This window comes from Kitasatospora sp. NPDC058965 (assembly GCF_042741245.1).
Classification (GTDB): domain Bacteria; phylum Actinomycetota; class Actinomycetes; order Streptomycetales; family Streptomycetaceae; genus Kitasatospora.
In genome coordinates this window covers 1-20719 of the sequence record NZ_JBHYKG010000070.1, presented here as the reverse complement: position 1 = coordinate 20719, position 20719 = coordinate 1, and the positions used below count along the sequence as shown (strand labels likewise).

Genomic DNA, 20719 nt, shown 5'->3' with positions numbered 1-20719 from the left:
TCCAGCGGCGCGTGAGCAGCGCCCGGACCCTGCTGCGCCGCACCGACCGCCCGGCCCCCGGCGGCTTCGACCGCCGGCTGGTCGCGCCGATGGTCCTCGGTTCGATCCTCAACCCGATCAACTCCTCGATGATCGCGGTCGCGCTGGTGCCGATCGGCGCGGCCTTCGGCGCCCCGCCGTCCCGCACCGCCTGGCTGGTCACCGGGCTCTACCTGGCCACCGCCGTCGGCCAGCCGGTGATCGGCCGGCTGGTGGACAGCTACGGACCGCGGCGGCTCTACCTGATCGGCACCGGTCTGGTGGGCCTGGCCGGCCTGTTCGGGGTGCTGGCGCCCAGCCTGGGCCTGCTGATCGCCGCCCGGGTGCTGCTCGGCCTCGGCACCTCGGCCGCCTACCCGGCGTCCATGTACCTGACCCGCAGCGAGGCCCGGCGCACCGGGCAGCAGAGTCCCGGCGCGGTGCTCACCGCCCTGGCGGTGGCCAACCAGACGGTGGCGGTGATCGGCCCGACCCTGGGCGGGCTGCTGATCGGCGTGGCCGGCTGGCGGGCGGTGTTCACCGTCAACCTGCCGCTCTCGCTGGCCTGCCTGGTGCTCGGGGCGCTGCGGCTGCCGCGGACGCCCAAGACCCCGGGCGCGACCCGGGTCGACCTGCCCGGCATGGGCCTGTTCGCCGCCCTGCTGCTGTCGCTGATGCTCTTCCTGATGGACCCGGCGGCCGACCGCTGGTACCTGCCGGTGCTCTGCGCGGCGGCCGCCGCCGGCTTCGCGGTGCGCGAACTGCGCTGCGCCGGGCCGTTCGTGGACCTGCGCCTGTTCGGCGGCAACCGGCCGCTGCTGGCCACCTACCTGCGCCAGCTGCTCAGCTACACCGCCTCCTACGCGTTCCTGTACGGGTTCACCCAGTGGCTGGAGCAGGGGCGCGGGCTGAGCGCGGCCGCGGCGGGGCTGATGCTGCTGCCGCAGGCCGCCGGCGGGCTCGCGGTCTCCTGGCTCACCGGCCGCAACCCGGCGGTCCGCGGCAAGCTGCTGGTCGGCGCCTGCTGCCAACTCGCCGCCTGCGCGGGGCTGCTGCTGGCGGGCGGGGGCAGCCCGATCTGGCTGCTGCTGGCCGTGGGGGTGCTGATGGGCGTCCCGCAGGGGCTGAACGGGCTGGCGAACCAGAGCGCGCTGTACCGGCAGGCCCCCGCCGAGCGGATGGGTTCGGCGGCGGGACTGCTGCGCACCTTCATGTACCTGGGCGCGCTGGGGGCCTCGGCCGCCACCGCCGCCTTCTTCCCGCACGGCGCCGGCACGGGCGGTCTGCACCGGCTGGCGCTGTTCATGGCGGCCGGCGCGGTGCTGCTGCTCGCGGCGACCGTGCTGGACCGCTCGTTGTCCGCCACCGACTGAGGAAGCACCGACCATGACACTGACCACGTTCGACCCCCGGACCGCCCTGGTCCTGATCGACCTGCAGCAGGGCATCGTCAGCCTGGAGACCGTGCCGCACACCGCCGCCGAGGTGGTGGAGCGCGCGGTCGAGCTGGCCGACGCCTTCCGCTCGCACGACCTGCCGGTCTTCCTGGTCCGGGTGAGCTTCGGCGACGGCGACCGGGTGCCCGGTCGCACCGAGGCCGCCGCCGGTGCGGCCACCCCGCCGGCCGGCTGGGACGAGATCGTGCCGCAGCTGGCCGACCCGGCCGCGGTGACCGTCACCAAGCGCAACTGGGGCGCCTTCTACGGCACCGACCTGGACCTGCAGCTGCGCCGCCGGGGCGTCACCCAGATCGTGCTCGGCGGCATCGCCACCAGCATCGGCGTCGAGTCCACCGCCCGCGCCGCCCACGAGCACGGCTACCACGTCTCGCTGGTCACCGACGCGATGGCCGACCGCAGCGCGGAGAGCCACGCGCACAGCATCGAGCGGATCTTCCCCCGGCTCGGCGAGCTGGGGACCACGGCCGAGGTGGTGGAGCTGCTGGCGAAGACGCGCTGACGCCGGCGCGGGCCGGCGGAGCGTCCGGACGTTCCGTCGGCCCCGGGGACCCGGCCCGCGGGCGCGGTCACGCCGCGGGCCTGCGGGTGGCGCGGCCGCCCTTGGAGACGACGGTGGTGACGTTCATCCGCTTGCTCAGCCGGTAGGTCAGCAGCGGGCTGCCGCTGACCGTCTCCTTGTACGCGACGGCGATCCGACCGGTGAGGTGCAGTCGGCGCGGGGTCTCGTCGGCCTTGGTGAACTGGATGACCGCGTCCCGGCGGCCCAGGCTGACCGGCTGGTGGACGTAGCCGAAGCGGAAGGGCCGCACGGCCTTGCCGCGGACCAGCCGGGCGATGGCGTCGGCGGTGTACTGGGCGGTGGGCAGGCCGCTCTGGCAGGTGCCGTGCAGCTGCCCGTAGGCCAGCCGGACGGCGGCGGCGTCGCCGACGGCGTGGATCTCCGGGTGGGAGACGGACCGCAGCGTGGCGTCCACCCGGACGAGGCCGCGGTCGTCGGTGGCGATCCCGGCGCGGGCGGCCAGCGGCGACACCTTGACCCCGGCGGTCCACAGGCAGGCGTCGGAGTGGACCAGGCGGCCGTCGGCCAGTTCGACGGCGTCCGGCAGCACCTTGGTGATGCGGGCGCCGGTCTCGACGGTCACGCCGAGGCGGTCCAGGGCGCGGTGCAGGTGGGCGCGGGCCCGGGGGCCCATCATGGCGCCGGGCTCCTCCCGGCTGATCAGGGTGACGTGCAGGCCGGGGTGGCCCTCGGCGATCTCGGCGGCCGCCTCGATGCCGGTCAGGCCGCCGCCGCAGACGGTGACGGCACCACCGGTCGCCGCGAGCGCGGCGAGCCGGGCGGCGAACCGGCCGGCGGTCTGCGGGCTGTCGAGGGTGTGGGCGTGGACGTCGGCGCCGGGGACGTTCGCGGTGTCGGTCGAGCTGCCGAGCGCGTAGACCAGGGTGTCGTACCCGAGGTCCCCGGTGCCGTCGACGGTGACGGTCCGGGCCTCGGGGTCGATGGCGGTGACGGCGCCCCGCACGAACGCGACGCCCGTCCCGGCGAGCAGGTCGGGGATCCGGTGCTCGGCCAACTGCTGCCCGGCGGCGACCTGGTGCAGCCGCAGCCGCTCCACGAACCGGTCGGACGCGTTGACCAGGGTGATCCGCGCGCCGGTCCCGCGGGTGCGGTGGGCCAGCCGGACGGCGCTGAACATCCCGGTGTAGCCGGCGCCGACGATGACGATGCGGTGGCCGTTGCCCATCTCGATCTCCCCTGTCCGGCACCGGCTTCGGTTGCCGGTGACGCCCATGGGACAGCGGACCCGCCCCGGGCGTGACACGGGCCGCAGGTGAGCTGCGTCACACCTGGGGCGGGTGTCGGGGATCGGCCGAACCGGCTCCTCGTTCGGGTGCGTCCCGACCTGTGGCGACGTCAGGAGCCGTACCACCCCGAGGACCAGGAGCCGCCCGATGCCGGACGAGACCGCCGTGTACCCCGCCCCGTGGCCGCCCGCCCCGATCAGGACGGAGCGGCTGGTGCTGCGCGAGCCCGAGGCAGGGGACCGCGCGCGCTACGTCGAGCTGCTGGTGTCGCCGGAAGTGGGGACCTACCTCGGCGGCCCGAAGGCGCGTGACCAGGTCGAGCGCGACGTGCCCGGGGCGCCCGAACGGCGCCCCGGGCTCTTCGTCGTCGAGCGGGCCGGGGCGCTGATCGGCACGGTCATGCTGTACCGGCGGGCGGGGCAGGTCGAGCGGGCGCCCGGGAAGATCGAGCTCGGCTACCTGTTCCTGCCGCAGGCGTGGGGGCACGGGTACGCCGCCGAGGGGTGCGCGGCGGCGCTCGACTGGCTCGACGGCGCGCTCCCCGACGAACCGGTGGTGCTGGCCACCCAGACCGCCAACGCCCGCTCGATGCGGCTGGCGGCGAAGCTGGGCTTCGTCGAGGTGGAGCGGTTCCAGGCCTGGGGCGCCCAGCAGTGGTTCGGCGAGCGGCCGTCGGCGTCGGGCCGGGGCCGCCCGGCCCGACGTACCGTGGCCGCGCGGTGAACCTCCCCGTCACCCTCCACCAGGCGCGGCTCGGACCGGTCGGGTTCACCGTCGTCCGGCCCGCGCGGCCGCTGGAGCGTGCCGTGCTGCTCGACCGGGACCGGTACCTCGACGCCTGCCTCGACCAGGAGGCGGCGGAGCGGATCGGGGCCCTGTGGCTGCTGGCCGCCCGCTCGCCGCGGGCGCTGGTGCACCTGCCGATCCGCGGCAACGGGGTGGTGGGGGAGGACGGTGCGCGTCCGCTGGACCTGGTGCTGCTGCACCACTCGCTGCAGTTCGCGCCCTCGCGGTGGAAGGAGCTGCGCGGTCGGCTCGGACCGGGCCGGCCGCGGACCCTGTCGCTGCCGCAGCCGCCGGAGCCAGCGGCGGTCGACCACGCGGCGCGGCACCACCGGGAGAACCGCGACCTGTTCCACCAGCACCTGCACGCGGAGACGCTCTTCCTGACCGGCAGCGCGAAGCTGTTCCGGGAGACCGCGCACCACTTCCCCGACCTCGCCCGCCGCGGGCCCGGTCGGGCGCCGGCCGGGTCGGGCCACCCGCACGTCTGCGCGGAGCTCCACTCCAACGACGGCGTCCTCGGCAACGCCCGGGAGATGCACTTCGCGTACTGCCCGGACTGGGAATGGGCCGGTCCGGCGGAGCGCCGGGGGCGAACCGGTGGGCCGGCCACCGGACCGCCCCCGGCAGCGGGCGGGCCTGATCAGCCGCGCCAGTCGGGGGCGCGGCCGCTGAGCGCGAGCGCGCGGTCGAAGGCGCCGGCACCGGCGGGGGCGGTGAGCGCCGGGCCGTAGCCGCCGTTGGCGCGGGCCTGATCGGCGATCCGCTCGACGGCGCCGAGCAGCTCGGTGCCCGCCTGCTCGCTGACCTCGAAGGGCTGGCCGGTGGCCCGGGCGAGGTCCCAGCCGTGCAGGCCGAGCTCCTGGAGGGTGACGGCGGCGGCGATGCTCGCGGGGATGACGCCCGGGCCGAAGTCGGTGTCACCGGTCATCGCGTCCGGGCGCAGCCAGGCCTCGGCCGCGCGCTCGGCGCTGGCGGCCACCGCGGCGGGCTCGGTGACGGCGCCCGGCGCCCCGGTGCGGGGGAGCTTGGCGGCCGCGCGGGCGGAGTCGGGCAGCACGCTGCCGAGGTGGGTGAGCAGCTCGGCGACGGTGAACCGCTCGCACGGGGTGCCGGCGGTGAGCCGGTCGGCCGGGACGGCGGCGGCCGTGCGGGCGAACAGGGCGGCGAGTTCGGTCATGGCGGTCTGCATGGCGGGGTCCTCGGGACTCGTGGGGCGATTGCTTAAGTCGAGACTAAAATAACGACCGGTGGCCCCGCAAGCTGAAGCCCCGACTAAAATGTCCGTCATGGAAGCGGTCCAAGCGATAGCGGAACCCCGCCGGCGCGAGATCCTGCGGCTGGTCTGGGAGGACGAGCTGTGCGCGGGTGACATCGCGGAGCGGTTCGAGGTCACCTTCGGCGCGGTCTCCCAGCACCTGAAGGTGCTGCGCGAGGCCGGCCTGGTCACGCTGCGCCAGGAGGGGCGGAAGCGGTACTACCGGGCCGACCGGGAGGCGCTGGGACCGCTGGCGGCCTACCTGCAGTCGATGTGGGCGCAGAAGCTGGACGTGCTGGCCGAGCTGGCGGAGGCCGCCGAGCGGGCCGAGGGATCGAAGGGGACCGGCGGATGACGACCGATCAGGTGGTGCTGGAGCGGCGGATCGCCGCCCGGCCGGAGACGGTGTTCTCCTTCTTCACCGACCGCGAGAAGTGGCTCTCCTGGATGGGCCGGGACGGCGAGTTCTCCTTCGTCCCGGGCGGCGCGTACCGGACCAACGTCAACGCCGACCACTGGGCCGCCGGTGCGTTCCTGGCGGTGGACCCGTACCACCGGGTGGTCTTCACCTGGGGCTGGGAGGGCGGCGACATGGGGGTGCCGCCCGGTGCCAGCACGATCGAGGTGACGCTGGCCCCGGACGGCGAGGGCACCGTGCTCACCTTCGTCCACCGCGACCTGCCGCACGAGGCCCGCGCGCCGCACTTCGAGGGCTGGATCCACTACCTGGACCGCCTGGTGGTGGGCGCCGAGGGCGGTGACCCGGGGGCGGACGCGTGGCGGGACGGGGCCTGAGGCCCGTCCGCGCCGCCGCCGGGCCCCGTCGGGGCCGTCAGGGGGTCGGCCCCGCCCCGTCCGCCGCCAGGTGGCCGTAGCCGCCGGCCGTCCAGACCCGGCGGCGGAACTCCGGCAGGTCCACCGGCCGGGACGGCGCGGCCGGGGTGCCCGGGAAGTGCACCGCGCCGCAGCGCCCGCAGTACCAGGCCGTCGACCAGAGGCGCTCGGCCTCCGGTCGGCCGGCCAGCGCGGTCCGCCAGCGGCGGGTGCGCCGGGCGGAGCCGACGAAGCAGAGCACGGCGCCGATCAGGGCGAGCACGGCGAGCAGGCCGAGCCACTGTGCGGACGGGTCGTGGCACGGCGGCGCCACGACGTGCACGGTGCCGTAGGACGGGACGGCGTAGGTGGGGCAGTCCATCGCGCTGGTGAACCAGTCGCCCACGACCGCGCCCGCGATCAGCAGGGCGCCGGTGGCGAAGAGCAGCAGGGCGCCCAGGAACGGCAGGTGGTCCGGGGGCCGGCGCGGCACCGGGGCGAGCGCCTCGGCGAGCGCACTGGTGACGGTGCGGGTCCGGGTGCGGGCGGCCGAGTCGTCGGTCGCGGGGACCTGTTCGACGACCTGCTGCTGCCCGGCCAGGTAGGCGGCGGGCACGCTGACCAGCCGGTCGGTCAGTCCGCAGCCGGGACACGGCGGCAGGGCCGGTGGCGCGGGCGTGGCATCGCTGGTCATGGTTCCCCCCGTGGTCGTTGTCCGGTGAGACGCGGGCGGGCCCGCACCGGTTGCCCGGCGGCACACCCGGTGCCCGGCGGCACACCCGGTGCCCGACGGTACCCGCCCCCCGTAGGGTTCCCGGCATGGACGACGACCTCACCGTGACCACCCTGGCCGACCGCCCCGACCTGCGTCCGCTGCTCTGGGAGATGCCGGACAGCTGGCCGGCCTTCATGCTGCAGGACTTGGTGGCGCACGCCACGCTGGGCCGACTGGTCGACGAGTTCCCGGAGTTCACCCTGGTCGCCACCGATCCGGCGGGACAGCTGGTGGCCCGCGGGCTGAGCGTGCCGTTCCTGCTGGGGACCCCGCGGCGGGGCACCCTCCCGGACCGGGGGTGGGACCAGGTGGTGCTCTGGGCGCTGCACGACCGGATCCGCGGCGACCGGCCGGACACCGTCACCGCGCTGGAGATCGCGATACGGCCGGACCGGCAGGGGACCGGCCTGTCCACCCGACTGGTGGCGGCGATGCGGGCCAACGCCGCGGCGCACGGCTTCACCGAGCTGGTCGCGCCGGTGCGGCCCAGCGCCAAGCACCTGGAGCCGGGCACCCCGATGCCGGAGTACGCGGCCCGGGTGCGGGAGGCGGACGGACTGCCGGAGGATCCGTGGCTGCGGGTGCACGTGCGCGCGGGCGCGGTGATCGAGCGGGTCTGCCCGGTCGCGATGACCGTCGCGGGGTCGCTGGCCGAGTGGCGGGCCTGGACCGGGCTGCCCTTCGACGCGAGCGGCGAGGTGCTGGTCCCGGGGGCGCTGGCACCGGTGCGCTGCGACCCGGAGCGGGACCAGGCGGTCTACGTGGAGCCCAACGTCTGGCTGCGGCACCGGCTCTGACCGGTCGTCAGCCCCAGTCGCGGGAGGAGAGGACCAGCAGGTGGCCGTCCGGGTCCCGCACGGTGGTGCCCCAGGCGTCCCAGTACGGGTTGCGGGCCGGCACCACGGTGCCGCCGTGCTCGGTGAGACGGGCCAGCAGCTCGGCGGGGGCCGGCTCGCCCAGGTAGAGGACCAGCAGGTCCTCCGGGCCGGGCCGGGCGGCGGCGGCCTGCTCGGGATCGTGCACCAGCTCCAGGTGCCAGGCCGCGCCGGGCAGGCCCGCCATCAGCAGTGAGTGGTCGCCGACCGCACCGGTGCCCCGGTGGCGCCAGAGCTCGGCGAGGCCCAGGCCGGCCACCCAGAACCGCTCGGCGGCGGCGAGGTCGGCGGTGGGGCGGGCGATGCGCAGCGGGGTCCGGGCGGTGAGGGGCACGAGGAGCTCCGGTGGTGTCGATCGGCTGACTGGTGATCAGCCTAGGAAGCCCGGACCGCCACCGGATCGGACTGCGGTCGGGGCGGTCCTCCGCCGGAGGTCCCGGTCACCGGGGCGTAGGCACCGCGGCCCCGTCCAGCATCGCGACCGCCACCCCCGGCAGCCCCCGGGCCCACCGCTCGCCCACGGCCGCCAGCTCCTGCGCCTCCCCGTCCTGCGGCACCCGCGCGCCCAGCCCGATCGCGAACCGCAGCGTGCCCGGTCCGGCGCCGAACGGGCGCGGCCAGGCGTGCGTGTCCGGGCGGCCGGCCCCGGCGAGCGCCGTCAGCAGGGCGCGCAGCCGTCCGCGGACCCGCCCGAGCAGCTCCTCGTCCGCGGCCGGCAGGTCCACCACCAGCCATCCGGCGTGCCGCCGGTGCAGCGGCGGCGGGGCGAGCAGCAGCGGCCACGGGTCCGCCGCGGTCTCCAGCACCTCCCAGGCCCGGTAGAGCTCCTGGACCACCAGCTCGGCCCCGGCCGCCGACACCTGCTCGGTGCAGCTGCGCACGGGGTGGGTCGGCGTCAGCACGGTCAGCGGTGCGGCCGACGGCTCGTCGGCGCCGTCGAGGCGGACCGCCCGGTCCCAGTCCCAGGCCGCCCAGTCGCCGAAGAACTGCCGCGCCAGCTCGTCGCCCGCCGCCCCGGGGTGGGCCCGGACCGTCCGCGCGGCCAGTACGGCCCAGGCCAGGCCGGGCAGCGTGCCGAACGGCGCCGCGTCCAGTCCGCGCGCCCGCGCCCAGGCCTTCACCCGCCGGGCCAGCCAGGCGAACCGGTCCGCCGCGTCGCCGACCGAGGCCGACACGGCCTGTGCGTCGGTGACGGCGCTCAGCGCGACGGCCCGGTCGGCCGCGGTCGCATCGGCCGGCACCAGCACCAGGTCCACCGCCACCCCGTCCTGCCGCCAGCGCAGGCCGGGGACCCGGGCGCCCACCACCCGGCGCACCGGGCCGACCGCCGCCGCCAACCGCTGCTCGACCAGCGCGGGGGCGTCCGTCGCGGTCAGTTCGGCCACCAGGTCCAGGTCCGCGCCGGCCGGCGCGCAGCCCATCCGCCGCGAGCCCACCACCCGGACACCCGGCAGCAGCTCGCGCAGCGGGTCGAGGTCGAGCTCCTCGGCGGCCGCCGGCGCCACCGCCGGGGCGTCCTCGGTCCAGCGCACCGACCCGGTGCCCAGCTCCAGCACCGCCCGCACCCGCATCGGTTCGTCCCCGCGCCGGGAGAGCAGCACCAGCTCCCCGACCCGGGCCGGGCTCGACCCCAGCCGGGCGGCGAGCTCCGCGGCCAGCTGCTTCGGGGCCGCCGACCGCCCGAGCGACAGGTGCGGGGTGAACCCCTCGGCCCGCCCGCGGCAGCGCGGGAAGCGGGCCAGCAGCGCGCCGTACAGTGCGGCCCAGTCGCCCGCGCCGCCCCCGGCGGCCGGGTCCCACCAGAGGGTGGAGTCCGAGCGGTGCCGGAAGCTGCGCACGCCCGCCAGTTCGGTGCGGAACGGCGCGACCTCGGCGAGCGCCTGCGCCAGCAGCGGCGCGGCCTGCTCGAAGGCGTGCTCGGGCACGAACCCGAAGAGCACGTTGACGTGCGGCGGCCAGCGGCGCAGCTGCGGGTCGTGGGCCAGCCGGACCTCCTGGACCGCCGGCCACAGCTCGTCCGGCGGCAGCCAGGCCACCGCCGTGCGGGCCGACGGCCCGACGTCCAGCGCCGCGCCCGGCTCGGCCCCGCCGTAGCCCAGTTCCGCCGCCACACCGTAATGGTCGGACACGAAGAGGCCGTCCGGCGAGGGCGTCGCGCCGAGCAGCTCGGCCCGTCGCGGGCGCAGCGCACCGGCCCGCAGCAGCACCCGGTCCAGCCGGCCCGGGCGGCCGGAGAGCGAGGAGACGGCGGCCAGCGGGTTGGCCGCCGGGTCGAAGGTGGGGGTGGCGTCGCCCGGTCCGTGCAGCTGGGACCAGGTGTCCAGCAGGCCGAGCCGCTCCACCGGGGTGGTGGTGGAGTCGTTGAAGTCGCCGAGCAGCAGCAGCTCGCCCTCGACGCCCGCCAGCCCCTCGGCGATCCGGGCCAGTTCGCGCTCGCGCCGGTCCGCGCCGCGGGCGCTGTGGTCGCTGGTCAGGTGGGTGGCGGCCACCGTGACCGGGCCGGTGGCGCCCGCCACGGTGAGCGCGACCAGCGCCTTGTGCGGGCCCAGCTCGTGGTGGCCGGCCTCGCGCACCGGCAGCCGGCTGAGCAGCAGCAGGCCGCAGGCCCCGATCTCGGCCGCGCGCGGCGCGGTGCCCAGGGTGTAGCCGGCGCGCACCCAGTCGGCGGCCAGCAGCAGCTCGACCAGGGCGGGCTCCACCTCCTGGAGCGCGATGACGTCCGCGTCGGCGGCGGCCAGCGCGGCCACCAGCAGCGGGCGGCGCCGGGCGGTGTCGATCCGGTCGCTGTCGTAGCGGTCCCAGAGGGTGTTCCAGGTGACCACCCGCAGCCGATCGGGCAGGTCCGCCGTGCCGGTCGGCGGCGCGGCGGGCCGCCAGCCGGTGCCGTCCCAGGCGTGCGGGGTGCGGGCGGTGAAGAACGGGGGGCGCAGCCGACGCGGCTCGCGGACCCGGCCGGCCGCCGACGCGTCGACGACGTCCAGCCCGGTGGCCCGGTCCCACAGCAGTTCGCCGTCCGCCTCCACGAACAGCACCCGGTGCCAGGGGATGTCCCCGCCGGGCACGAAGGCGGGCAGCGGGATCCGCTTCGGCGCGGCGTCCCGGCGGGCCACCCCGAGGACGAACCGGGCCGGGTCGAACTGCGGGTCCCAGCGCACCCGGTGGTAGATCTGCTCACTGGTGCGCATCAGGGGTCCTTGGCGTCGATGGTGCCGGCGGTGTCGCCGAGGGTGCCGTCCGGCCCCGGGTACCAGGTGCGGTGCGCCTGGCCGGGGTAGGGCGGTTGGAAGCGGTGCAGCTGGGCGGTGAGCACCTGGTCCGGGACGGGGTGCGGGCGGACCGCGTTGCGCCGGCGCAGCTCGGCCTCGCCGACCAGCAGCACGGCGTGGGTGACCAGTGCGTCGCGCCGGGCCGCGACGGCGCCGACCACGCCGCGCTGGTGCGGGTTGAGCGAGGTGGCGTCCCAGACCACGGTGCGGCCCGGCCGCAGCTCCTCGTCCAGCCGGGCCAGGCCGGCGCGCAGCACCTCGGCGTTGTCGCGCTGGTCGGCGCGGTCGCCGCGGCGGCCGCGCAGGTCGTCCAGGCTGATCCGGGTCCAGTCGGTCGGCAGGCCGGCGGCGAAGGCGCTCTTGCCGCTGCCGGACGGGCCGACCAGCTGGACCAGGCGCGGGAACTGCCCGCCGCGGTACCGCCAGCCGGCCGCGACCGCCTCCTCGGCCGTGCCGATCCGGCCGGCCGCGAAGGAGTCCCGGGCCTCGGCCCAGATCCGGTCCGCCGCCTCCGGGTCCAGGTCGGCCAGCCGCTCGCGCAGCCCGGTGCGCAGCGCGGACAGCGGGGCGGGGCCGAGCAGTTCGGCCTCCTCGGCGTGCAGCGCGGACCAGTCGACCTGGGTGCGGGCGGCCTGGTCGGCGGCGAGGGTGGCGGCCACCGCGTGCAGCACGCCGAGGTCGGCGGCCGCGGCGAGCCGGACCAGGCCGGCGCGGCGGTGCTCGTCGGGGTGCTCGCGGGTCAGGTGCGGGTGCAGGCCGACCAGGTCGGCGACCCGGCGGGCGGTCGGCAGACCGAGCGGGCCGACCAGGGCGGCGGCCAGCGCCGCCCGGTGGTGCCCGTGCAGCAGTACGGCCAGCACGCCGGCCAGGCGGTGCCCGCCGGTGCGGCCGAGGGCGTCCAGCCGGTCGGCGACCTCGGCCGGGCGGGCCCCGGAGACCTCGCCGTCGAGCCCGACCGCCGCGGCGAGCCCCGGGCCGTCCGGTGCGGCGCCGGAGCGGACCGCCCAGAGCGGCGCGGCCGGGCCGAGGCCGTTCTCCACCACCGGCGCGTACATCCAGTGGGTGTCGGTCCGCACGTGCCGGGGCCGCACCCACTTGGCCACCCGCTGCCCGAACTCGGCGCGCGGGAAGCCCGCGACGGTGCGGACCACGTAGCCCTCCTGCCGCTCGGTGTCCAACCGCAGGGCGCGCAGCGCCCGTTCGTCGAAGACGCCGCGCCACAGCACGGGCGGGGCCGGCACGCCCAGCTCGGCGAGCCGGTGGACCGTCAGGTCCCAGTCCAGGCAGCGGTCCCGGTCGTCCCAGACCGAGAAGCCGTAGAACCAGCTGTCCAACTCCCGGTAGGCCAGCGAGTGCCGGGCGTGCAGGTTCTCGCCGCAGACCCGCCAGCCCACCGGGATCCCGGGCCCGATCCGGCCCTGCAGACCCTTCACCCAGGCCCGGGACGGGTGGTGGCCGGAGTCGAGCGAGCGGGCATGCAGGCCGTCGCGGTAGAGGGTGGTGTTCTCGCCGTCGAGCTTCTCGGTGACCACCACCTCGTGCCCGCGCAGCGCGTCGAGCGAGGCGGCGCGGACGTCGTCCGCACCGATGCCGGGGGACCACGGCAGGTGCGGCGTGCGCGGATAGGACACGCGCATGGCGGGACTCCCGGGGTTCGTTGGACGGCTGCCCAGGCTACGGAGCGCGCGGGGTCCCGGGCCACCGGTTTACCCGACCCGGGCGCACGCCGTCGGGGGTCTTCGCTATCTTGTTCGCCGCGTCTGCACACTTCCCCCACCAGGCCCGGACGGAGATCCGCTCCCCATGACCGCCACGCCCGCCCCACCCGCGACCGACGGGCCGCTCCCGGCGTCCCCGGCGTGCTACCGGCACCCCGACCGGGAGACCCACATCCGCTGCAACCGGTGCGAGCGGTACATCTGTCCGGCCTGCATGCTGGACGCGCCGGTGGGCCACCAGTGCCCGGAGTGCGTGCGCGGTGCGCAGCAGGAGGTGCGGCAGAAGCGCACCGTCTTCGGCGGGCGCCCGCGGGCCACCCCGATCGTCACCTACGTGCTGATCGGGCTCAACGTGCTGGCCTACGTGGCCGAGTTGGTCGCGCCCCGGCTGGTGGACCGGTTCGACAACCTCGGCCAGGGGGTGATGGGTCCGGACGGCAAGCTGTACGTGGTGCACGGCCTGGTGGGCGACCGGCTGCCCGCGGGCTTCCACCTGGTGGGCATCGCGCACGGCGAGTGGTACCGGCTGTTCACCTCGGCCTTCCTGCACCTGCCGCCCACCAGCGGGCAGTTCGGGATCACCCACATCCTCTTCAACATGTACTCGCTGTGGATCTTCGGCCGGGTGGTCGAGTACCAGCTGGGCAGGGTCCGCTACCTCACCGTCTACCTGCTGGCGGCGCTGGGCGGTTCGGTGCTGGCCTACCAGTTGGCGCCGGGCGAGCCGGCGCTCGGCGCCTCGGGGGCGATCTTCGGGCTGGTCGGCGCCTACTTCGTGATGACGCGGCGGTCCAGCTACGACCCGCTGGGCGGTGCCCGGCAGTTGGTCTACTCGCTGGTGTGGCTGGTGGTCTCGGCCGGCATCACCTCCTGGCAGGGCCACCTGGGCGGACTGCTGGCCGGCTCGGCGGTGGGCGCGGCGATGGCCTTCGCCCCGCGCAAGGGCCGGACGGCGGTGCAGGTGCTCGGCTCGGTGGCGGTGCTGGCCCTGCTGGTGGTGCTCTGGCTGGCGAAGAACGCGGAGCTGGCGACCGTCCGGCCGTGGAACTGACCGGCTGAGCGGGACCGCCGCCACCCCGGACCGTGCGGCGTCGCCGGACGCAGGACGACGGCGCCGCACCCGGACCGACGGCGCCGCTACACGCAGAACAGCGCCGCCCGCGCGTCCGCCGCGGTCACCGGGACCGGGCAGCCGGTCACCCGGATCCTGACCTGCTCGCCCGGCAGCAGGGTGACCCGGCCCAGCTCCGCCGAGGCGGTGGGGGCCAGCCGGTCGGGCTGCAGCAGCAGGTCGCGCACCAGGGTGCCGGCGGTGACCAGCACGTCCAGCGCACCGGCCGCGGCCGGTGCGACCGGCTCGACGGCCACCTCGAACTCCGGGCGCGGATATGCGAACTCGCGATCGGTGACGGGGAAGTGGGTGGCCCGCAGGCCGTCCGCGTCGGCCACCAGGAACTCCTTCACCGTCCCGGCCGGCAGCCCCAGCTGCGCGGGGACCGGCGGTCGCGCCACGGACCGCGGCGCCACCTCGACGGACAGCTCGGCCGCCGCCAGCAGTCGGCCCCCGGCGTCCAGCCGGCGCAGCCGCACCGTCGAACGCCAGGGCTGGGCCGACTGGTTGACCAGCGCCAGGACCGGCTCGCCGACCGGGCCGGCCGGCTGCAGGGTGACCAGCCGGTCGGCGTAGAGGCGGCGCAGCTCGTGGTAGAGCGGCTTGAGCCGGCCGTCCCCGTCGATCGCGGCCCAGGAGGAGACCGGCCAGCAGTCGTTGAGCTGCCACACCACGGTGCCGGCGCAGCGCGGCCAGTGGGCGCGCCAGTGCTCCACCCCGGCGGCGACGGCCCGCGCCTGGACCAGCTGGGTCAGGTAGTGCCAGCGGTCGAAGTCGGCGGGCGGTTCGAAGTGCCGGGCCACGCCGCGGTCCAGCTTGCCGTTGCCGTCCTCGGCCTTCTGGTGGTGCAGCATGCCGGGCGAGTCGGCGGCCAACTCCTCGCCGGGCAGCGCGCGGCGCAGGGTGGCCAGCGCGGGCGGCGCCTGCCAGCCGAACTCCGCGACGAACCGCGGCACACTGGCCCGGTACTCGGCGTGGTCCTGCCGGTTCCACACCTCCCAGGAGTGGTGGGTGCCGTGGTCCGGGTCGTTGGGGTGGTGGTCCCAGGAGCCGGACCACGGGCTGCCGGCCGCGTACGGGCGGGTCGGGTCGGTCTCGGCGACGATCCGCGGCAGTACCCCGAGGTAGTAGCCCTCGCCCCAGGAGTCGCTGCCCAGTTCGGGCGCCCAGTCCCAGTCCCGGAAGCCCCAGAGGTTCTCGTTGTTGCCGTTCCACAGCACCAGGGAGGGGTGCGGCATCAGCCGGACCACGTTCTCCCGCGCCTCGGCCTCGACCTCGGCGCGCAGCGGCTGCTCCTCCGGGTAGGCGGCGCAGGCGAACAGGAAGTCCTGCCAGACCAGCAGGCCCAGTTCGTCGCAGGCCCGGTAGAAGGCCTCGTCCTCGTAGATGCCGCCGCCCCAGACCCGGATCAGGTCCACGTTGGCCGCGGCGGCCTGGGTCAGCCGGGTCCGGTACCGCTCGGGCGTGACCCGGGTGACGAGGGTGTCGTCGGGGATCCAGTTGACGCCCCGGACGAACAGCCGCTCGCCGTTGACCACCAGGGTGAAGCCGGTGCCGTGCTCGTCCGGCGAGCGGTCCAGCTCCACCGTGCGGAAGCCGATCCGGCGCTCCCACTCGTCCAACAGGCCGTCAGGACCGTGCAGTTCGACATCGAGCCGGTGCAGCGGCTGGTCGCCGCGGCCGCGCGGCCACCAGAGCGCGGGATCGGGCACCCGCAGGGTGAGTACGGCGCTGTCGCCGTCCAGGGCGGTCTCCGCGGTGACCCCGCAGACGGAGGCGCGGGCGGTCAGCGGCCGGTCGGCCCCGGTGGCGGTGCGCTCGACGGTCAGGCGGAGTTCGACCCGGCCCTCGCCCCCGACCACGGTGACCAGCGGGCGCACCTCGGCCAGCCGGGCGGTGGACCAGTGCTCCAGGCGGACCGGGCGCCAGATGCCGGAGGTGGGCAGGGTCGGGCCCCAGTCCCAGCCGAAGCTGCTGGCCATCTTGCGCAGGTACTGGAACGGCTCGGGGTAGACGTTGGGCCGGTCGCCGGTGACCGCGCGGACCTCCTCGGCGGCCCGGTACGGGTCGGTGAAGCGGACCGCCAACTCGCCGTCGCGGCCGGTGACGTCGAACCGGTGGCTGCGGTGCATGTTGGCGGTGCGGCCGAGTTCGGTGCCGGCCAGGGTGATCGTGGCGGCGGTGTCCAGCCCCTCGAAGACCAGGTCGGTGCGCTCGTGCGCGGCTCCGGCGGCCGGCAGGTCGGTGCGGTAGGTCCAGTCGCGGCGGGCGACCCAGGCGACCAGCTCCTCGTTGCGGTCCAGGTACGGGTCGGGGATCAGGCCGGCGGCGAGCAGGTCGGTGTGGACACAGCCCGGGACCTCGGCGGGCAGCAGGGCGCCCTCGTGGTGCAACTGCCAGCCGTGGTCGAGCGGTGTGCGGTGCTTCATGGTGCGGCTCTCCTGTCGCCTGGCGGGGTGGGGCGGGTGTCACGGTAATCGCTGCGCGAAGCGCTGTCCATAAAACGGTTAGGTGATGATGAGCATGGCTTTAGCCGACACATGTATAGGCTTTGGCTTTATCGGTTAGGCGAGGGCTCCGGCGCACCTGCGTGCGCCGGAGCCGGTGGCCGCAGGCTCAGTACGTGCTGCAGGCCGAGCCGTTCAGGGTGAAGGCGGTCGGCACGCCGTTGGTGCCGGGGGAGGAGGTGCCGCTGAAGCCGAAGTTCACGGTGGCGCCAGGGGCGATGGTGGTGTTGTACGTCGCCGGGTTGGTGGCGGTGACCTGGCGGCCGGACTGGGTGTAGCCGGCGTTCCAGATCTGGGTGACGGTCTGGGCGGCCGGGAAGCTGAAGACCAGCTGCCAGCCGTCGACCGTGCTGCTGCCGGTGTTCTTGACGGTCACGTCACCGTTGAACGTGGTGCCCCAGTCGGACAGGCCGTAGTGGACGGAGCAGGGGCCGGCCGTGGGCGTGGGGGTCGGGGTGGGGGACGGCGTCGGAGTGGGGGACGGCGTCGGAGTGGGGCTCGGCGTCGGCGTGGGCGTGGGCGTCGGCGTGGGGGTCGGCGTCGGCGTTCCCGTGGTGATCCCGCTCTTCGCCGCCATCTGGTCCGAGTGCGCCCGGAACACGGCGAGTTCGGGTGCGCCGGCCATCACCCCGTAGGTGGAGTCGACGTTGTGGTCCTGGTACCACCAGAAGGCGCTGCCGTCGCCGTCCGCCGCCACGAAGTCCGGGTAGATCTGGCTCCACCAGGCCGAGCGGTCCACGTTGGCCACGTTGAACTCGCCCATGAAGAACGGCTTGCCGACCACGTTGTGGGAGTCGCTGATCCAGGACCGGATCAGCGTCTTGGTCTGGTCGACCGTCAGGTTGGCCCAGGACTCGGTCGGGTACGGGTGCGCGGAGGTGTAGTCCAGGTAGGGCGACTGCTGCACGTAGACGAACGGGTTGCCCTCGTCGCCGCCGAAGCCGTACTTGGTGCCGTGCCCCTCCAGGCCGATGCCCAGCAGGTGGTTGGGGTCGATGCCCTTGACGAAGGCGCCCATGGTGTCCACCCAGGCGCGCAGCGTGGTGCCGTTGACGTTCTCCGCCGCGCTCTGGTCCTGGTAGCGCGGCTCGTTCATCAGGTCCCAGGCGAAGATGGTCGGGTCGTCCTTGTACTTGACGCCGCTGTAGTGGTTGACCCGGTTGAGCGCGTAGCTCACGTAGTTCTGGTACGAGGTGAAGCAGCCCGGGCAGCGGGTCCGGTCGAAGAAGGCGGCCCGGCCGGGCTGGCCGCCGCTCAGGCCCTCCCACTGCAGCCGGGTGTCGATGCCGCCGTAGGCCTCCCAGTAGTTCTCGAAGACCGGGACCAGTCGGATGCCGTGCGCCTTGGCCGACTGGATGATGTAGTCGAACTGGGCGAACTCCTGCTCGTCGTAGACGCCCTTGGCCGTCTCGAAGCCGTGCCAGCTCTGGTGGTTGAACATCCAGAGCCGGACCACGTTCACCTTGTCGCTCTGCAGGTTGGCGAACTGGGCGTCGATCCGGGCCTTGTCCATGAACTGCGTCTCGGTGTCGCCCGAGCTGCTGCCGTAGGTGAACAGGTCGTAGGTGTTGGTGCCGGCGAAGTAGTAGGTCTTGCCGCCCAGGCAGAAGTGGATGCCGCAGCGGGTGGCGAAGTCGCCCGCGGTGTCGGCCGCCGCGGTGGCGGGCCGGCCCAGGGTCAGGCCGGCGAAGGCGAGAACGGTGGCGAGCAGCAGGGCCAGTGGCCAGGAGCGCCGGGTGGGGGTGTGGGGTTGGTGGTGCACGCGCGTCCCTTTCGTCCCTTGGCAGGGTGGATGGGTGGAGGACCCCGAGGCGCGGCGACGGTGGGCCTGGCGCGGTCGGGGGCGGTGCAGGGCCCGGTGGCCGTGAGGGCGCGGCGGCAGGCAGGAAAGCCGAACCGTGGATTAACCGGTTAAGCTGACTCTGACGGTAGGGCGGCGGCCGCAGGCCCGTCAAGGGTTCCGGCGCCGGGTCGCCATCTGCTGGCAGGGCAGTGATCCCGCCGGGCCGGGCGCGTAGTAGCTTGAAGGTGCAGAAAGTGCGCCTAACCGGTTCAGGAAGGTCGGAGTGGATCAGGTGTCCCAGCAGCAGAGTGCGCCCGCCCGGCGGCCGACCATCGCCGACATCGCCAAGATCGTCGGCGTCTCCAAGGTCTCCGTCTCCAACGCGCTGAACGGCCAGCCCGGGGTCTCCGAGACGACCCGGGCGCGGATCCTGGCCGTCGCCGAGGAGCTCGGGTTCGTCCGCAACAGCGCCGCCCGGGCGCTGAGCGGGGCCCGGGCGGCGGCCGTCGGCCTGGCGCTGTGCCGGCCCGCCCGGATGCTGGGCACCGAGCCGTTCTTCATGGAGCTGATCGGCGGCATCGAGAGCGTGCTCTCCGAGGCCTCCTACTCGCTGGCGCTGCAGGTGGTCGCCGATCAGGAGCGCGGGCTGGAGGCGTACCGCCGCTGGTGGGGCGAGCGGCACATCGACGGCGCGATCCTGGTCGACCTGCGGATCGACGACCCGCGGGTGCCGGCCCTGGAGGAGACCGGGCTGCCCACCGTGGTGATCGGCCACCCGTCCGGCTCGGGCCGGCTGACCCCGGTCTGGTCGGACGACGCGGCGGCGGTGCGCGAGACCCTGGAGTACCTCGCGGCGCTCGGCCACCGGCGGATCGGCCGGGTGGCCGGCCTGCCCGGACTGGTGCACACCGCGCTGCGCGACGCGGCCTTCGCCGAGGTGGGTGCCGAACTGGGCATCGCCTCACCGCCGGTGGTGCACACCGACTACACCGGCGAGGAGGGCGCCCGGGCCACCCGCCGGCTGCTGCTGGCCGCCGAACGGCCCACCGCGATCCTGTACGACAACGACATCACCGCGGTGGCCGGACTCTCGGTCGCCCAGGAGATGGGCCTGGAGGTGCCGCGCGACCTCTCGCTGGTGGCCTGGGACGACTCCCCGCTGGTCCAGGTGGTCCGCCCGCCGCTGACCGCACTGACCCGCGACATCCACGCCTACGGCGCGCACGCGGCGCGCACCCTGCTCGCCCTGATCGGTGGTCAGCAGACGGGCGGTTACCAGGACTCGGCGCCGCAGCTGGTGGTCCGGGGCAGCACCGCGGTGGCCGTGGGCTCCTGACGGCGGGTCGGGGCGGGTCAGGTCCGACGGGGCGGGCCGGTGGTGCCGCGCGGGACCAGGACCGGTGCGCCGCCGCTGCGCGAGGCGGCCCGGCCGATGTCCAGCAGTTCGAGCAGGCAGTGCGCCACCTCGGCGCCGAAGGCGAACGGGTCGTGGCTGAGCGCGGAGAGGGCCGGCCGGGTGATCCGGCACAGGTCGGAGTCGTCCCAGGCGACCAGCGACACGTCGGCCGGCACCCGCAGGCCCAGGTCCGCGGCGGCCCCGCCGCCGGCCACCGCCATCAGGTCGTTGTCGTAGACGATCGCGGTGGGGCGGTCCGGGGCGGCCAGCAGCTCGTGGGTGGCCCGGGCGCCGGCGGCGGCGGACAGGTCGGTGGGCAGGCTGCGGGCCAGGTCCAGGCCCAGCTCGGCCGCGGTCGCCGCGAAGGACTCCCGGCGCAGGATGGTGCGGCCCAGCGCCGCGGGCCCGGAGACGTGCGCGATCCGCCGGTGGCCGAGCACCGCGAGGTAGCGCACCGCCTCGGCGACGGCTGCGGCGTCGTCGCTCCAGACGGCCGGGAACGGGCCGCTGAGCGAGGGGTGGGCCACCGCGACGGCCGGCATGCCCAGGTGGTGCACGGCGTCGATCCGCGGGTCGTCGGCGGTCAGCCCGAGCAGGACCGTGCCGTTGACCCGGCCGGACTGCCACCACTGCCGGTACAGCGCGGTCTCCGCGGCCCGGTCCGGGGCGACGTGCAGCAGCAGCGCGCACGGGCGCTCGGCCAGCACGCTCTCGATGCCGCCGATCAGCGCCATCAGCACCGCGTCCAGCCCGGCCGCGGCGGTGTCCGGCGTGAGCGCGAGGCCGACGGTGTGCAGCCGGGGTCCGCCGGCCAGCGAGCGGGCCGCCGAGCTGGGGGACCAACCGAGCTCCCGGGCGGCTGCCACGATCCGGGCCCGGGTCTGCTCGGAGACGCCGGGGCGGCCGTTGAGCGCGAGTGAGACGGCGCCGGCGGAGACGTCGGCGCGGGCGGCCACGTCGCGGATCGTCACCCGGCGTTCCATGCTGCTGAGCTCCCTGGGGTGGGTCGGCGCCGGGCCGCGCGGGGTGCGGTCGGCGGGACCCATCCTGTCAGGTCGGCCGCGGCCCCGGGCGGCGGGGCCCCCCCCGGGCGCCGGGAGGGCCGCGACTCCGGCGGCTACGGGGGCGCCCGAAATCACCTCATGACCTA

At 75.6% G+C, this 20719-nt stretch carries 18 protein-coding genes; 9 read left to right on the top strand and 9 right to left on the bottom strand.

Going from position 1 to position 20719, the window contains the following annotated elements; all coding sequences use genetic code 11:
• The first annotated feature begins 11 nt into the window (after nucleotides 1-11).
• Nucleotides 12-1391, top strand: a complete 1380-nt coding sequence (locus ACFW1A_RS14625; protein ID WP_380408830.1) for an MFS transporter — start codon at nucleotides 12-14, stop codon at nucleotides 1389-1391.
• Nucleotides 1392-1404: 13 nt separating this feature from the next.
• On the top strand, nucleotides 1405-1977 hold the full coding sequence (locus ACFW1A_RS14620) for an isochorismatase family protein (RefSeq protein ID WP_380408828.1): 573 nt from the start codon (nucleotides 1405-1407) through the stop codon (nucleotides 1975-1977).
• 67 nt (nucleotides 1978-2044) lie between these two features.
• On the opposite strand, the gene ACFW1A_RS14615 is transcribed toward ACFW1A_RS14620, so the two are convergent.
• A complete protein-coding gene (locus tag ACFW1A_RS14615; RefSeq protein ID WP_380408826.1) occupies nucleotides 2045-3223 on the bottom strand; it encodes an NAD(P)/FAD-dependent oxidoreductase in 1179 nt (392 codons plus the stop codon).
• A gap of 208 nt (nucleotides 3224-3431) precedes the next feature.
• On the opposite strand from ACFW1A_RS14615, the gene ACFW1A_RS14610 reads away from it, so the two are divergent.
• Both ACFW1A_RS14610 and ACFW1A_RS14605 read left to right on the top strand, forming a co-directional pair.
• On the top strand, nucleotides 3432-4007 hold the full coding sequence (locus tag ACFW1A_RS14610; protein ID WP_380408824.1) for a GNAT family N-acetyltransferase: 576 nt from the start codon (nucleotides 3432-3434) through the stop codon (nucleotides 4005-4007).
• The gene (locus tag ACFW1A_RS14605; protein ID WP_380408822.1) at nucleotides 4004-4801 is read left to right on the top strand and encodes a hypothetical protein; all 798 of its coding nucleotides are present in this window, start codon (nucleotides 4004-4006) and stop codon (nucleotides 4799-4801) included. The genes ACFW1A_RS14610 and ACFW1A_RS14605 overlap by 4 nt, the downstream gene beginning before the upstream one ends.
• Here the strand turns inward: ACFW1A_RS14605 and ACFW1A_RS14600 are convergent.
• Nucleotides 4711-5259 (bottom strand): TIGR03086 family metal-binding protein, encoded by a 549-nt coding sequence (locus ACFW1A_RS14600; RefSeq protein WP_380408820.1) that lies wholly within the window; start codon nucleotides 5257-5259, stop codon nucleotides 4711-4713. The genes ACFW1A_RS14605 and ACFW1A_RS14600 overlap by 91 nt on opposite strands.
• Nucleotides 5260-5356: 97 nt before the next feature.
• Here ACFW1A_RS14600 and ACFW1A_RS14595 point away from each other — a divergent pair, with 97 nt between their 5' ends.
• Together ACFW1A_RS14595 and ACFW1A_RS14590 are read left to right on the top strand one after the other, a co-directional pair.
• Nucleotides 5357-5680: an ArsR/SmtB family transcription factor gene (locus ACFW1A_RS14595; RefSeq protein ID WP_380408819.1), complete on the top strand. Its 324-nt coding sequence runs from the start codon at nucleotides 5357-5359 to the stop codon at nucleotides 5678-5680.
• The gene (locus ACFW1A_RS14590; protein WP_380408817.1) at nucleotides 5677-6120 is read left to right on the top strand and encodes an SRPBCC domain-containing protein; all 444 of its coding nucleotides are present in this window, start codon (nucleotides 5677-5679) and stop codon (nucleotides 6118-6120) included. The genes ACFW1A_RS14595 and ACFW1A_RS14590 overlap by 4 nt, the downstream gene beginning before the upstream one ends.
• A gap of 37 nt (nucleotides 6121-6157) precedes the next feature.
• On the opposite strand, the gene ACFW1A_RS14585 is transcribed toward ACFW1A_RS14590, so the two are convergent.
• A complete protein-coding gene (locus tag ACFW1A_RS14585; RefSeq protein WP_380408815.1) occupies nucleotides 6158-6832 on the bottom strand; it encodes a hypothetical protein in 675 nt (224 codons plus the stop codon).
• Nucleotides 6833-6957: 125 nt separating this feature from the next.
• Between ACFW1A_RS14585 and ACFW1A_RS14580 the strand changes: the two genes are divergently transcribed.
• Entirely contained in the window at nucleotides 6958-7710 is a 753-nt protein-coding gene (locus tag ACFW1A_RS14580; RefSeq protein WP_380408813.1) for an N-acetyltransferase, read from the top strand.
• A 7-nt stretch (nucleotides 7711-7717) separates the two neighbouring features.
• Here the strand turns inward: ACFW1A_RS14580 and ACFW1A_RS14575 are convergent, their stop codons facing one another.
• The 3 genes from ACFW1A_RS14575 to ACFW1A_RS14565 form a co-directional block, all read right to left on the bottom strand.
• Nucleotides 7718-8122, bottom strand: coding sequence for a VOC family protein (locus ACFW1A_RS14575; protein WP_380408811.1), 405 nt, complete (start codon nucleotides 8120-8122; stop codon nucleotides 7718-7720).
• Nucleotides 8123-8228: 106 nt separating this feature from the next.
• Complete coding sequence (locus tag ACFW1A_RS14570; RefSeq protein WP_380408809.1) at nucleotides 8229-10973, bottom strand: poly(A) polymerase; 2745 nt, start codon at nucleotides 10971-10973, stop codon at nucleotides 8229-8231.
• Nucleotides 10973-12691, bottom strand: coding sequence for an RNA ligase family protein (locus ACFW1A_RS14565; RefSeq protein WP_380408807.1), 1719 nt, complete (start codon nucleotides 12689-12691; stop codon nucleotides 10973-10975). Before ACFW1A_RS14565 ends, ACFW1A_RS14570 begins: the two co-directional genes overlap by 1 nt.
• A gap of 166 nt (nucleotides 12692-12857) precedes the next feature.
• Between ACFW1A_RS14565 and ACFW1A_RS14560 the strand changes: the two genes are divergently transcribed.
• Entirely contained in the window at nucleotides 12858-13823 is a 966-nt protein-coding gene (locus ACFW1A_RS14560) for a rhomboid family intramembrane serine protease (RefSeq protein ID WP_380408805.1), read from the top strand.
• 86 nt (nucleotides 13824-13909) lie between these two features.
• On the opposite strand, the gene ACFW1A_RS14555 is transcribed toward ACFW1A_RS14560, so the two are convergent.
• Complete coding sequence (locus ACFW1A_RS14555; protein WP_380408803.1) at nucleotides 13910-16312, bottom strand: glycoside hydrolase family 2 protein; 2403 nt, start codon at nucleotides 16310-16312, stop codon at nucleotides 13910-13912.
• 187 nt (nucleotides 16313-16499) lie between these two features.
• Complete coding sequence (locus ACFW1A_RS14550) at nucleotides 16500-18152, bottom strand: cellulose binding domain-containing protein (RefSeq protein ID WP_380408801.1); 1653 nt, start codon at nucleotides 18150-18152, stop codon at nucleotides 16500-16502.
• A 313-nt stretch (nucleotides 18153-18465) separates the two neighbouring features.
• Here ACFW1A_RS14550 and ACFW1A_RS14545 point away from each other — a divergent pair, with 313 nt between their 5' ends.
• On the top strand, nucleotides 18466-19509 hold the full coding sequence (locus ACFW1A_RS14545; RefSeq protein WP_380408799.1) for a LacI family DNA-binding transcriptional regulator: 1044 nt from the start codon (nucleotides 18466-18468) through the stop codon (nucleotides 19507-19509).
• Between the two features lie 17 nt (nucleotides 19510-19526).
• Here the strand turns inward: ACFW1A_RS14545 and ACFW1A_RS14540 are convergent, their stop codons facing one another.
• Entirely contained in the window at nucleotides 19527-20552 is a 1026-nt protein-coding gene (locus ACFW1A_RS14540) for a LacI family DNA-binding transcriptional regulator (protein ID WP_380408797.1), read from the bottom strand.
• Nucleotides 20553-20719 lie beyond the last annotated feature (167 nt).

What these genes read in the sequence shown, in the direction of transcription:
- ACFW1A_RS14565 (WP_380408807.1), bottom strand. Translation starts at nt 12,691, where the DNA reads ATGCGCGTGTCCTATCCGCGCACGCCGCACCTGCCGTGGTCCCCCGGC.
- ACFW1A_RS14600 (WP_380408820.1), bottom strand. Translation starts at nt 5,259, where the DNA reads ATGCAGACCGCCATGACCGAACTCGCCGCCCTGTTCGCCCGCACGGCC.
- ACFW1A_RS14540 (WP_380408797.1), bottom strand. Translation starts at nt 20,552, where the DNA reads ATGGAACGCCGGGTGACGATCCGCGACGTGGCCGCCCGCGCCGACGTC.
- ACFW1A_RS14560 (WP_380408805.1), top strand. Translation starts at nt 12,858, where the DNA reads ATGACCGCCACGCCCGCCCCACCCGCGACCGACGGGCCGCTCCCGGCG.
- ACFW1A_RS14595 (WP_380408819.1), top strand. Translation starts at nt 5,357, where the DNA reads ATGGAAGCGGTCCAAGCGATAGCGGAACCCCGCCGGCGCGAGATCCTG.
- ACFW1A_RS14585 (WP_380408815.1), bottom strand. Translation starts at nt 6,832, where the DNA reads ATGACCAGCGATGCCACGCCCGCGCCACCGGCCCTGCCGCCGTGTCCC.
- ACFW1A_RS14580 (WP_380408813.1), top strand. Translation starts at nt 6,958, where the DNA reads ATGGACGACGACCTCACCGTGACCACCCTGGCCGACCGCCCCGACCTG.
- ACFW1A_RS14610 (WP_380408824.1), top strand. Translation starts at nt 3,432, where the DNA reads ATGCCGGACGAGACCGCCGTGTACCCCGCCCCGTGGCCGCCCGCCCCG.
- ACFW1A_RS14570 (WP_380408809.1), bottom strand. Translation starts at nt 10,973, where the DNA reads ATGCGCACCAGTGAGCAGATCTACCACCGGGTGCGCTGGGACCCGCAG.
- ACFW1A_RS14555 (WP_380408803.1), bottom strand. Translation starts at nt 16,312, where the DNA reads ATGAAGCACCGCACACCGCTCGACCACGGCTGGCAGTTGCACCACGAG.
- ACFW1A_RS14590 (WP_380408817.1), top strand. Translation starts at nt 5,677, where the DNA reads ATGACGACCGATCAGGTGGTGCTGGAGCGGCGGATCGCCGCCCGGCCG.
- ACFW1A_RS14615 (WP_380408826.1), bottom strand. Translation starts at nt 3,223, where the DNA reads ATGGGCAACGGCCACCGCATCGTCATCGTCGGCGCCGGCTACACCGGG.
- ACFW1A_RS14620 (WP_380408828.1), top strand. Translation starts at nt 1,405, where the DNA reads ATGACACTGACCACGTTCGACCCCCGGACCGCCCTGGTCCTGATCGAC.